At 70.2% G+C, this 12,742-nt stretch carries 8 protein-coding genes; 5 read left to right on the plus strand and 3 right to left on the minus strand.

Going from position 1 to position 12,742, the window contains the following annotated elements:
* The 4 genes from eccD to eccA form a co-directional block, all read left to right on the plus strand.
* Nucleotides 1-1,216, plus strand: a 1,216-nt coding sequence (gene eccD / locus AC2VNT_RS14045) for a type VII secretion integral membrane protein EccD (RefSeq protein ID WP_486947441.1), incomplete at its 5' end; no start/stop codon positions are given.
* The gene (locus AC2VNT_RS14050; protein WP_486947442.1) at nt 1,213-2,865 is read left to right on the plus strand and encodes a S8 family serine peptidase; all 1,653 of its coding nucleotides are present in this window, start codon (nt 1,213-1,215) and stop codon (nt 2,863-2,865) included. The genes eccD and AC2VNT_RS14050, both read left to right, overlap by 4 nt.
* Nucleotides 2,862-4,424 carry a type VII secretion protein EccE gene (gene eccE, locus AC2VNT_RS14055; RefSeq protein ID WP_486947443.1) on the plus strand — a complete coding sequence of 521 codons (1,563 nt, stop codon included), beginning with the start codon at nt 2,862-2,864 and terminating at the stop codon, nt 4,422-4,424. The genes AC2VNT_RS14050 and eccE overlap by 4 nt, the downstream gene beginning before the upstream one ends.
* 3 nt (nt 4,425-4,427) lie before the next feature.
* Nucleotides 4,428-6,290 (plus strand): type VII secretion AAA-ATPase EccA, encoded by a 1,863-nt coding sequence (gene eccA / locus AC2VNT_RS14060; protein ID WP_486947444.1) that lies wholly within the window; start codon nt 4,428-4,430, stop codon nt 6,288-6,290.
* A 15-nt stretch (nt 6,291-6,305) separates the two neighbouring features.
* Here eccA and AC2VNT_RS14065 read toward each other — a convergent pair whose 3' ends face one another.
* The 3 genes from AC2VNT_RS14065 to AC2VNT_RS14075 are packed head-to-tail and all read right to left on the minus strand — an operon-like array spanning nt 6,306 to nt 7,892.
* A complete protein-coding gene (locus AC2VNT_RS14065; protein ID WP_486947445.1) occupies nt 6,306-6,683 on the minus strand; it encodes a hypothetical protein in 378 nt (125 codons plus the stop codon).
* Nucleotides 6,653-6,889: a hypothetical protein gene (locus tag AC2VNT_RS14070; RefSeq protein WP_486947446.1), complete on the minus strand. Its 237-nt coding sequence runs from the start codon at nt 6,887-6,889 to the stop codon at nt 6,653-6,655. Before AC2VNT_RS14070 ends, AC2VNT_RS14065 begins: the two co-directional genes overlap by 31 nt.
* A complete protein-coding gene (locus AC2VNT_RS14075; protein WP_486947447.1) occupies nt 6,882-7,892 on the minus strand; it encodes a MinD/ParA family ATP-binding protein in 1,011 nt (336 codons plus the stop codon). The genes AC2VNT_RS14070 and AC2VNT_RS14075 overlap by 8 nt, the downstream gene beginning before the upstream one ends.
* 294 nt (nt 7,893-8,186) lie before the next feature.
* On the opposite strand from AC2VNT_RS14075, the gene gltB reads away from it, so the two are divergent.
* Nucleotides 8,187-12,742: glutamate synthase large subunit (gene gltB / locus AC2VNT_RS14080; RefSeq protein WP_486947448.1), on the plus strand; the 4,556-nt coding region annotated here is incomplete at its 3' end.

Below are 12,742 nucleotides of genomic sequence, written 5' to 3' on the forward strand. Positions count from 1 at the left end.
GGAGGCCGGTGACTCGTTCGAGCCGCAGTACGAATCGCTGTCGACCGGGCTGGCCCGGGTCGGCAAGAGCTTGTTCGGCGAGGTGACCGCCGATACCGCCGCGCATACCGTGCTGGTAATCCTGGCGATGGGCTACGCGACCACACTCGGCCTGGCCCTGCGCTGCCGGGCGGCCACCGACTCGGTGATACCCGCGGTCGTGACCGGCGCGGCCGGGCTGTTGGCCGCCGGTGCTGCCGCGGTGGTGTGGCGGTGGTGGCCGAAGCGACTCGACATGCTCGGCGGGTTCGCCTGGCTCAGCGCGCCATTGCTGGCCGTGAGCGTGGGCGCTGCGGCCCCGGGCCCGCTCGGCGCGCCGCACCTGTTCATCACCGCTTTGTGCGGGGTGTTGTTGATCTGCGGAATCGCCGTCCTCACTCGGCGGTTCGTCAACGTTGCCGCCACCGTGGTGACGCTGTGCGCACTGGGCGGCGCGGTGGCGGCCGCCCGGATGTGGCGGCCGATGCCGGCCCAGTGGTTGGGCATGCTGACCCTCGTCGTGCTGCTCTTCCTGCTCACTTTCGCGCCGACCATCGCGCTGTGGTCCGCGCGGATCCGGCCGCCACACTTCGGCTCGATCACCGGCCGTGACCTATTTCGTCGTGGCGACGGGCTGCCGGTCGACGCGGTGACGCCGGTGGACACCGAAGAGGAGGCCGGAGCTGAGGAGGCCAACCCGGACACCACCCCGCGGGGTACACAGATCGCCGAGGCCGCCACCCGGGCCAACAACGTGCTCACCGGGATCTGCGTCGGCGCCGGATTGGCATTGCCCGCCGCGGTGTGGGCGACGCTGATGCCGGGACAGCGTCGCGGCACAGCCGCTGCGGTGCTGGCAGGGCTGTTCGTGGTGATCTATATCAGCCGGGGCCGGGCCTACGCCGACAAGCGTCAGGCGGTCGCCCTGGTCTGCGGTGCTGCGGTAGCGGTCTGCGTCGGCGTGCTGAAATACGTACTGCACGAGCCGGCCGAATCCGGTCAGGCGCTGCTCTGGGGTTCGGTCGTGCTGGTTGGGTTCGCCGCCGCGGGGCTGATCGCCGGCCTGTTGGTGCCGATCACGAAGTTCACCCCGCTGGTCCGGATGATCGTCGAATGGTTGGAGCTGGCGGCGATCATCGCGGCGCTACCGCTGGCGGCCTGGATCGGCGGCCTGTTCACCTGGGTGCGGATGCGATGACAAGACGGCTGCAACGGCTCGCATCGCTGCTGACGGTCATCTTGCTCGTCGGCATGATCGCGGACCTTCCTGTGGCGCAGCCGATTCCACCGCCCAGCATTGACCGTGACCGGGTTCCCGCGGACGGCACGCCCGGCCCGGACGAGCCGATGCGACAGGATGCCGCCTGCGCGCGTCCGATGACCGTCGCCGACCCGAACGTCGCCGTCACCGCACCGGGCTTCACGATGCTCAATATCAGCCGCGCCTGGCAGTACTCGACCGGAAACGGGGTGCCGGTCGCGGTCGTCGACACCGGTGTCAACCCCAGCCCGCGGCTGCCGGTCATCGCCGGCGGCGACTACATCATGGGCGGTGACGGACTCACCGACTGCGACGCGCACGGAACGATCGTCGCCTCGCTGATCGCCGCCGCCCCGCGCGGCCTGCCGATGCCGGCGCCGCAGCCGGTCGCCCCGGCCTTCCCGGCACCGGTGGGTGCGCCCACCGATGCCGCCCCGCCGCCCCCTGGTGGCGCCCCGCCGCCGCCCGCGCCGCCGCCCCCGCCGGTCCCGGTGACGGTGACCGTCCAACCGCCCGCGCCGCCGGCGCCGCCGCCACCGGAGTCGCCGTCGGATCAGCCGTCCAACGGCCCGGACGAGACTCCATCGCCGGACCAGCCGGACAACCCGGAGGTGCCGCCGCCCCCGCCGGACGCGCCGGACGGAGTGGTCGGGGTGGCCCCGCACGCGGTGCTGATCTCCATCCGGCAGTCCTCCCGGGCCTACTCACCGGAGCACCCCACCCGCGACGCCGACCTGCACAAGAAGGCCGGCACGCTGGCGACGCTGGCCAGCGCCATCGTGCATGCGGCGAACCTGGGCGCCAAGGTGATCAACGTCAGCGTTACCGCCTGCGTGTCGGCCGCCGACCCACTCGACCAGGCGGCGATCGGCGCGGCGGTGTGGTACGCGGCCACCGTCAAGGACGTGGTGGTGGTGGCGGCGGCCGGCAACGACGGTGAGGACGAGTGCGCGCAGAACCCGTCGTTCGACCCGCTGGATCCGACCGACCCGCGGGACTGGCACCAGGTGGTCACCGTCTCGTCGCCGTCCTGGTTCTCCGACTACGTGCTGTCGGTGGGCGCGGTGGACAACACCGGTGCGCCGCTGATTAAGAGCCTGGCCGGCCCGTGGGTGGCGGCGGCGGCACCGGGGGTCGGGATCATGGGGTTCTCGCCGGAGACCGGCGAGCCGGTCAACGCGCATTCGCCGCGCCGCGCCGGGGAGAAGCCGGCGTCGTTCTGGGGTACCAGCTTCTCGGCGGCTTACGTCAGCGGTGTGGTCGCGCTGGTGCGGGCCAAGTACCCGGGGCTCTCGGCCCACCAGGTGGTCAACCGGATTCTGCAAACCGCGCACAACCCGCCGCGGGGGGTGGACACCCAGGTCGGCTACGGGGTGGTCGACCCGGTGGCTGCGCTGACCTTCGACGTCCCCCCGGGTGATCGGGTCGCGCCGGGTGCGGAGAGCCGGCTGATCGTACCGGCGCCGCCGCCACCGCCGCCGGATCATCGGGCACGCTCCTTCGCGCTGGTGTTCGCCGGCGTCGTCGCGGGCGCTGTGGCGCTGGCCGTGCTCATCTCCCGGGCTCGGCGGGCGCGGCCGCGATGAGCAGGTCGACCAGGTTGGCGGTGGTCGTCGGGGTGCTGGCGGCGGGGCTGATCGGCTGGACCGTCGCCGACTACCGGGGCGCCGCTGTCGGGCTGACGCTCGGGATACTGTTCGGCATCGCCCGCTGGCGCCGCCGTCAGTTTTGGTCCTGGTTGGCGTTGTGGGCACGCCGGCGCCGGCCGCTGGTGCTGCGGGAGCCGATCACGGTGGCCAATGACCGCGCCGGCGGCGGTGTCAGATACCAGGACGGCATCGCGGTCGTCGCGGTGCAGCTGCTCGGCAAAGCACACCGGCCTACGCTGTTCACCGGCTCCACGGCGACCGAGACCGACAACGTGGTCGACATTGGGGAGCTGCGGCCGCTGCTGCGGCAGAGCCTGGGTTTGAGCATGGAATCGCTGAGTGTGGTCAGCGCGGGCGCGCGACGGCGCAGCGTGGGTGACTACCCGCGGGTCTACGACACGTTGATCGGCACCCCGCCGTATGCCGGCCAGCGGGAGACCTGGCTGATCGCCCGGATCGGCGCGCTGGACAACGTCGAGGCGCTGCAGTGGCGCAGCTCGGTGGGCACGGCCGCGCTGGCGGCCGGCCAGCGGATCAGCGCGGCGCTGCGACAGCGCGGAATTCGCGCCCGGGTCGCGACGGCCACCGACATCGTGGAGATGGAGCGACGGTTTGCCGGGTCGGCGTTGGACGACGCGACCAACCGGCGCTGGCGTTCGGTGCGCAGCGAGAACGGCTGGTTGACCAGCTACGGGTATCGCCCCGCTGACGTCACCACCGACAAGCTGGCGCAGGCATGGTCGCTGCATGTCGACGGGATCATCCAGAACATCACCCTGTTCCCGGACGGAACCGCGACCGCGGCGGTGACGGTCCGCACCGCTCAGCCGCCGACCGCACCGCCGCTGGTGCTGCTGCAGCCACTGCCCGGGGAGCAGACGTTGGCGGTGGCGGCGAGCTGCTGTGGGCCGTTGCCGGATCTGCGCGGGGTGTCCAGGGGCGCGCTGGCCGGGACCCTGGTCGTTCCGGTCGGCCCGTCGGGGGTGCTGCTCGGCAAGGTCGGCGCCGGGAACCGACTGATGCTGCCGTTGGACGATCCCGGGGAGCTGAGTCGGGTGCACATCGCCGCGGAGGACCATCTGGCGAAGCGGATCGTGGTGCGGCTGGCCGGGGCGGGAGACCGGATCACCGTGCACACCCGCGACCCGCAGCGGTGGGCAAGTGTCCGGATGCCCGATATCGTCGTGACCGGCGCGCCTCGCCCCGCCGCCGGAACCACCGTGAGTGTCATGGACGGTACCCTGGCGCCGACCCCACGGCCGAACACGGTGATCTCGATCGGCGAGCCCGGGGCGCCCCAGCCCAGAGTGGTCGACGTGCTGATGACCCAGACCGATCCGGCCACCCTGGAGGTGAGGTCCGGAGGGCAGATGCACAGGGTGGAGGTCGAGTTGTTCCGCGCCGAGAACCGCTACGTATCGTCGGAGACGATGACCCCGATCACCCCGACAACTCGTACCCGCCGGGGCACCGCTGAGCTGGAACCGGTGGACTAGACCATGACAAGCAGCACGATGACCGTGGTGGCGCGAAAGCGCTTCGACCAGGCGATGATGCTGTTCAACGCCAGTCCGCGAGACCTGGACGGCGCCAGAACACAGTTCCGGCAGGCGACCGAGGTCGACCCCTCGATGGCCGATGCCTGGCTGGGCCGGGTGGCGGCCGGCGACGAGGGGCTGGCCACGCTGCAGGAGCTGTACGCCTACGGATCGCGGCTGCACCGGGAGACCAATCGGACCGGCGCCCAGCTGTCGGCGGCGATCAAGGCGGGTCCGTATCTGTCGATCCTGGTGACCGAGGCCTCGCACGCGGGGCTCGCCCTGGCCAGTGCGCTCATCGACGACGGTCAGTACGAGAAAGCCGATGCGCTGCTGGAGGATGCGACGCTACTGGACAGCTGGGAGAACCACCAGTGGCAGCAGTACGTCCGGGCGTATCTGATGTTCGCCACCCAGCGCTGGCCGGACGTGATCGCCACCGCCGCCACCGTGTTGCCACCGCAGGCGATCATCATGTCCGCGGTGACGGCGGCGACCAATGCGCTGGCCGCGCATGCCGCGGCGCATCTCGGCCAGGCGCGGGTGGCGCTGGACTGGGCGGACCGGGTCGAGCTGCGCACCGGCCACGGCTTCCCGACCGAAACGATGAAGCGCCCGGGCGTCGACACCGCGGTGACCGCGATAGATCCGGCCGAATTCCCGCTGGTCGCAGCGGATCTGGCCTATGTGCGAGGGATGGCGCACCGACTCCTCGGCGAGCAGGACAAGGCCGAGGTCTGGTTGTCCAAAGCGACGATCAACGGGGCGCTGATCGAGGCCGCCAAACAGGCGCTGGCCGATCCCACGCTGAATCTGACGGTCACCGACGAGGACGCGATCAACAGCCGCGCCGACAAGTGGGATGTGGGCACCGAGCGGCCCGAGAAGGAGCGTCACGAGGAAGAGAACCGGGAGCGGCGCGACGAACTGCTTGCCGAGGGCCGGGCGCTGCTCGACAACCAGGTCGGGCTGGCCGAGGTGAAGCGTGCCGTCGCCGAGCTCGAGGACCAGATCGAGGTTCGCGGCCTGCGGTTGGCCGCCGGGTTGCCGGTGACCAACCAGACCAACCACATGCTCCTGGTGGGCCCGCCCGGCACCGGTAAGACCACCACCGCCGAGGCGCTCGGCAAGATCTACGCCGGGTTGGGCATCGTGCTGCACCCGGAGATCATCGAGGTGAAACGGGCCGACTTCTGCGGCGAGCACATCGGCGCGTCCGGACCGAAGACCAACGAGCTGATCGGTCGTTCGCTGGGCCGGATCCTATTCATGGACGAGTTCTACTCGCTGGTGGAGCGCCACCACGACGGGCGGCCGGACATGATCGGGATGGAGGCGGTGAACCAGCTGCTGGTCGCGCTGGAGGTGCACCGCTTCGACTTCTGCTTCATCGGTGCGGGGTATGAGAAGGAGATCGACGAATTCCTCACCGTGAACCCCGGTTTGGCGGGCCGGTTCAACCGGAAGCTGCGGTTCGAGTCGTATTCGCCGGACGAGCTGGTGGAGATCGCTGTCCGGTACGGAAAGCCGCGCGCCACGGTCATCGAGCCGGCTGCTGCCGAGGCGCTGCGGGCCGCCTGCGCGATGCTGCGCACCTACCGGGCACCGGACGGCACGCACGGGGTGGACGTCATGCAGAACGGCCGGTTCGCGCGCAACGCCATCGAACGTGCCGAGCGGCTGCGCGATTCACGGGTGGCCGCCCAGCACCGCAGCGAACAGGGCTCGGTCACCGTCGAGGACCTGGAGACACTTCGCACCCCGGACGTCATCGCGGCGGTGACCGACGCCTGCGCGGAGAAGCACGTGCCGATCACGCTGTGACGAACAGGGCCTGCGCTACCTGGTGAGCCGAAGCAGCAGCCACAGCAACCCACCGCAGGCGATGCCGATCTCGGTGAACAGCAGACCAAACCAGACCGATTGCCCGAGCGCGAGCAGCACCGGGCCGCCGACCACAAAGCCGATGATCGTCAGCAGCGCGAAGAAGATCCCGATCTTCATCGACAGCGGCCAGCGCTCGGTGAAGCCCAGCAGCCCGGCGGCCAGCCGGATCAGGTCACGTCCCGCTGCGGAGTTGAGCTGATAGTCGACGACCGGCTCGATCCGGCCGAGGTTCGACAGCGCCCAGATCTTCTCCCGGTCGAATGTGACGACGCGGCCGGTCTGGTTCTGCCACGAGGCGGTCAGTCGGGGAACGCCGGCGACCCAGGCCACCCGGTCTGCGAGTCGGTGATGGCGAAGCGGGCGCCGGGTTCGGCGACCCGCCAGCGGAATGTCTCGGTCAGTCCGGCGCGGTTGAACAGCCCCCACCAGCGGGCGTCGGAGAGGTCAAGCCGCAGGTCGAAGCCGTTCTCGGTGTCGCCGATTGTGTAGGGCGTGGCGTGCAACGCGGCGGCCGCCGCGTCCCGAAACTCACTCAACGTGCCCGTCCCCCGCTTGGCCGCCGGCGCCCGCCGGCCGGGCCGCGAAGTGCTGCGCGACGATCGCGGCGATCTGCAGGAACCTGGCCCGGGTGGTCGGCGCCATCTCGCCGGTGACGTCGATCACCCCGCCGGGGCGCAGGTGCGGATCGAACGGGACCTCGATCACCGGCTGGCCGTGCCGGAGGAACTGGCCGGTGAGCACCGATCGGGTCCGCTTGTCGGCATGCCCGTCGGAGTCGTTGATCACCACCACGGTGCGCCCCAACAGCGCCCGCTCTCCACGGTCGGCCAGCCACTCCAGCGTCTTGGCGGCGGCGGCGGCGCCGTCCGCCCACGGTGAGGAGACCACCACCAGGGCGTCCAGGTCACGCAGCGCCTCCTGGGTGACCGCGGCGTCCATCGTCGAGCCGCAGTCGATGACGGAGATGGCGAAATGGTGGTCCAGGCGCAGCGCGGCCTCCCGGTAGAGGGCGGCGTCGAGCACCCGCCGGCTCCCGGTGGCCGACTCGCCGGCCAGCACGTACAGCCCGGCGGCGTTGGCGCCGATCCGGGCGCGGAGATCGGTGAACGACTCCAGACCCCGGTCGGCGGCGAGCTCCCAGTAGGACGTTCGCGCGTACGGGTCGAGCCGGCTGGCCAGCCGGCCGAACGCGGGGTCGGCGTCGACGGCGACCACGCGGTCGTTGGGCCGCAACAGGGCGAACAGTGAGCCGATGCTGGCGGCCACGGTGGTCTTGCCGACGCCGCCCTTGCCGAGTACCCCGACCTTGTACCGGCCGGGCCAGACCGAACCGATCGCCGCCCGGTGCGCCTCCTCGGCCCGCTCCGCGTGTGACGGGCCCAGGTTGACCAGCCCGACCGTGGTGACCAGCACAGCGCGCCGCCAGCCGCGGGTGGGTCGCAGCCGGCGCCGGCCGGGCTGCGGCGGGGCCGGGCCGCCCGGGACGCCGGACGGCGGGTACCAGGCCCGTTCCCGGTGGAAGTCGGGACCCTGGGTCATGGTGGTCTCCTTAACGGGCAGGCCGTGTCTGCGTTGCCACCCGGTCAGCCGGTTAACAGATCTAGCCGATCAGCTACTACCATCGACAACATTGGCATGTCAGGCGCGTCTTGACATATCGTTTTACGATCCGCTGAGGCCTGATCCGGCGGTTCCGGCTGACGCGGGGACACCGTTCAGCGCCGCACGGACTTATCCGGTTGATCAGCTCGCTGGGGGCCGGCGACGGATGGCGGTACCGGCGGCACAGCCCACCGGATGTTGCGAAGAGTTGGGCGAAGGGTCAGGTCAGGAATGTCGGCCAAGCGGGTCGGGCTGTATAACTCCGCGTTCGAGCACGACGCGTGCGGGGTCGCCATGGTGGTCGACATCCATGGCCGGCGCAGCCGGGACATCGTGGACAAGGCGATCACCGCGCTGGTGAACCTCGACCATCGCGGCGCGGCCGGAGCCGAGCCGCACAGTGGTGACGGCGCCGGCATCATGATCCAGGTTCCGGACCGGTTCCTGCGCACGGTGTGCGATTTCACCCTGCCCGAAGCGGGCAGCTACGCGACCGGCATCGCCTTCCTGCCGCAGTCGTCGAAGGAAGCGGCGGTGGCCTGCGCCGCGGTGGAGAAGATCATCGAGGCCGAAGGGCTGCAGGTGCTGGGCTGGCGGGACGTCCCGGTCGACGAGTCGTCGCTGGGTGCGCTGGCCCGCGACGCGATGCCGACGCTCCGGCAGCTGTTCATCGGTGGTGCGTCCGGGATGGATCTGGAGCGCCGGGCCTACGTGGTTCGCAAACGCGCCGAGCACGAGCTCGGCAGCAAGGGCCCCGGGCAGGACGGTCCGGGACGCGAGACCGTCTACTTCCCAAGCCTCTCCGGTCGGACGCTGGTTTACAAGGGCATGTTGACCACGCCGCAGCTCAAGGCGTTCTACCGTGATCTCGCCGACGACCGGCTGGAGAGTGCGCTGGGCATCGTGCACTCCCGGTTCTCCACCAACACCTTCCCGTCCTGGCCGCTGGCGCACCCGTTCCGGCGTATCGCCCACAACGGCGAGATCAACACGGTGACCGGCAACGAGAACTGGATGCGCGCCCGCGAGGCGCTGATCCGCACCGACCTGTTCGGCTCCGCCGGCGACCTCACCAGCGCCGAGAAGCTGTTCCCGATCTGCACGCCGGACGCATCGGACACCGCACGCTTCGACGAGGTGCTCGAGCTGCTGCACCTGGGTGGCCGCAGCCTGCCGCACGCGGTGCTGATGATGATCCCGGAGGCGTGGGAGCGGCACGAGAGCATGGACCCGGCCCGGCGCGCCTTCTACGAGTACCACGACTCGCTGATGGAGCCGTGGGACGGCCCGGCGTCGATGACGTTCACCGACGGCACCGTGGTGGGCGCGGTGCTGGACCGCAACGGCCTGCGGCCGTCCCGAATCTGGGTCACCAGCGACGGTTTGGTGGTGATGGCCTCCGAGTCCGGGGTGCTCGACCTCGACCCGGCGACCGTGGTGCGCCGGCTGCGGTTGCAGCCCGGCCGGATGTTCCTGGTGGACACCGCGGCGGGCCGGATCGTCTCCGACGACGAGATCAAAGCGGAGCTGGCGGCCGAGCAGCCGTACCAGCGGTGGATCCAGAACGGCCTGATCCCGATCGAGGACCTGCCGGCCGGGGACTACGCCCCGATGTCGCATCACCGGATCGTGCTGCGCCAGCTGATGTTCGGCTACAGCTACGAGGAGCTGAACCGGTTGGTGGCGCCGATGGCGGTTTCCGGCGCCGAGCCGATCGGGTCGATGGGCAGCGACACCCCGATGGCGGCGCTCTCCAACCGGCCGCGGATGCTGTTCGACTACTTCCAGCAGATGTTCGCGCAGGTCACCAACCCGCCGTTGGACGCCATCCGGGAGGAGGTGGTGACCAGCCTGCAGGGTGCCGTCGGACCCGAGGGCGACCTGCTCAACCCGGATGAGAACTCGTGCCGGCAGATCGTGCTCTCCCAGCCGATCCTGCGCAACGAGGAGCTGGCCAAGCTGGTCGGTCTGCGGCCGGACGCCGACGTCGGCGGGCGTCGGCACGGGATGAGCACCAGCGTCATCCGCTGCCTGTACCCGGTCGCCGAGGGCGGGGAGGGGCTCCGCCGGGCGCTGGAGGACGTTCGCGCCCGGGTCTCGGCGGCCATCGACGGTGGCGCCCGGATGATCGTCGTCTCCGACCGGGAGTCCGACGAGACGTTGGCGCCGATCCCGTCGCTGCTGGCGACCGCGGCGGTCCACCACCACCTGGTGCGGGAGCGGACCCGGACCCAGGTCGGCCTGGTGGTGGAGTCCGGGGATGCCCGCGAGGTGCATCACATGGCGGCGTTGCTCGGCTTCGGCGCCGCGGCGGTCAACCCGTACCTGGCGCTGGAGTCGGTCGCCGACATGCTCGACCGGGGTGCGCTGTCCGGCGCCCCGGCGGATCTGGATCACGAAGGCGCGCTGCGCAACTACGTCAAGGCCGCCGGCAAGGGCGTGTTGAAGGTGATGTCCAAGATGGGCATCTCGACTCGGGCGTCCTACACCGGTGCCCAGCTGTTCCAGGCGGTCGGCCTCTCCCAAGATCTGCTCGACGAGTACTTCACCGGGATGACGTGCGCGATCGGCGGAATCACCCTGGACGACATCGCCGCCGACGTGGCCGCCCGCCACGAGCTGGCGTTCCTGGACCGCCCGGGCGAGCGTGCCCACCGCGAGCTCGAGGTGGGCGGGGAGTATCAGTGGCGGCGGGAGGGCGAGTACCACCTGTTCAACCCGGAGACCGTCTTCAAGCTGCAGCACTCCACCCGCACCGGCCAGTACGCGACCTTCAAGGAGTACACCCAGCTGATCGACGACCAGAGCGAGCGGCTGGCGACGCTGCGCGGGTTGTTGAAGTTCCGCGCCGGGCTGCGTCCGCCGGTCCCGCTGGACGAGGTGGAGCCGGCCAGTGAGATCGTCAAACGCTTCTCGACCGGCGCGATGAGTTACGGGTCGATCTCCGCCGAGCAGCACGAGACGCTGGCCATCGCGATGAACCGACTCGGTGCCCGGTCGAACTCCGGCGAGGGTGGCGAGCATGCCAGCCGGTACGACCGGGACCCGAACGGCGACTGGCGGCGCAGCGCGATCAAGCAGGTCGCCTCCGCGCGGTTCGGAGTGACCTCGCACTACCTGACCAACTGCAGCGACATCCAGATCAAGATGGCGCAGGGCGCCAAACCTGGTGAGGGCGGCCAGCTTCCGGGTAACAAGGTCTACCCGTGGATCGCCGAGGTGCGGCACGCCACCCCCGGCGTCGGGCTGATCTCGCCGCCGCCGCACCACGACATCTACTCGATCGAGGACCTCAAGCAGCTCATCCACGATCTGAAGAACGCCAACCCGGAAGCGCGCATCCACGTCAAGTTGGTGGCCGAGAACGGGGTGGGGACGGTTGCCGCCGGGGTATCCAAGGCGCACGCCGACGTGGTGTTGATCTCCGGGCACGACGGTGGCACCGGGGCCGCCCCGCTGACCTCGTTGAAGCATGCCGGCGCGCCCTGGGAGCTGGGCCTGGCCGAGATGCAGCAGACATTGCTGCTCAACGGTTTACGCGACCGCATCGTGGTGCAGGCCGACGGCCAGCTGAAGACCGGGCGAGATGTGATCATCGCCGCCCTGCTCGGCGCCGAGGAGTTCGGCTTCGCCACCGCGCCGCTGGTGGTGTCCGGTTGCATCATGATGCGGGTCTGCCACCTGGACACCTGCCCGGTGGGCGTCGCCACCCAGAATCCGGTGCTGCGCGAACGGTTCACCGGAACCCCCGAGTTCGTCGAGAACTTCTTCCTGTTCGTCGCCGAGGAGGTTCGGGAGTACTTGGCGCAGCTGGGCTTCCGGACCCTGGTCGAGGCGGTCGGGCAGGTGAACGCGCTGGACACGACGCTTGCCCGGGCGCACTGGAAGGCGCACAAGCTGGACCTGTCGCCGGTGCTCTACGAGCCGGAGTCGCCGTTCATGAACCAGGATCTGTACTGCAGCTCCAGCCAGAATCACGGGCTGGACAAGGCGCTGGACCAGCAGTTGATCACGATGAGCCGGGCGGCGCTGGATTGCGGGACGCCGGTCAGCTTCACCAGCGCGATCTGCAACGTCAACCGTACCGTCGGAACCATGCTCGGCCATGAGGTCACCAAGGCATATGGAGCACAGGGGCTGCCGGACGACACCATCGACATCACCTTCACCGGGTCGGCGGGCAACAGCTTCGGCGCGTTCGTCCCGAAGGGGATCACGCTGCGGGTCTACGGCGACGCCAACGACTACGTCGGCAAGGGTCTGTGCGGCGGGCGGATCGTGGTGCGCCCGGCCGAAGACGTGCCGACCGGGTACGCCGCCGAGGAGAACATCATCGCCGGCAATGTGGTCCTGTTCGGCGCCACCAGCGGTGAGGCGTTCCTGCGTGGGGTGGCCGGCGAGCGGTTCGCGGTCCGCAACTCCGGCGCCCACACGGTGGTCGAGGGGGTCGGCGACCACGGCTGCGAGTACATGACCGGGGGCAAGGTCGTGGTGCTGGGTCCGACCGGGCGCAACTTCGCGGCCGGCATGTCCGGCGGGATCGCCTACGTCTACGACCCGGACCGGCGGCTGGTGGCCAACCTCAACACCGAGATGGTGGGCCTGGACCCGTTCGACGAGGACGACCTGACCTGGCTGCGGGGCATCCTGCAGGCGCACGAGACCGTTACCGGGTCGACGGTGGCGGCCCGCATCCTGGCCGACTGGCCGGAGCAGCAGCGGCATTTCGTCAAGGTGATGCCGCACGACTACAAGCGGGTGCTCGCCGCGATCGCCGACGCGGAGGC

It is taken from the genome of Mycobacterium sp. TH-M15, assembly GCF_057473705.1.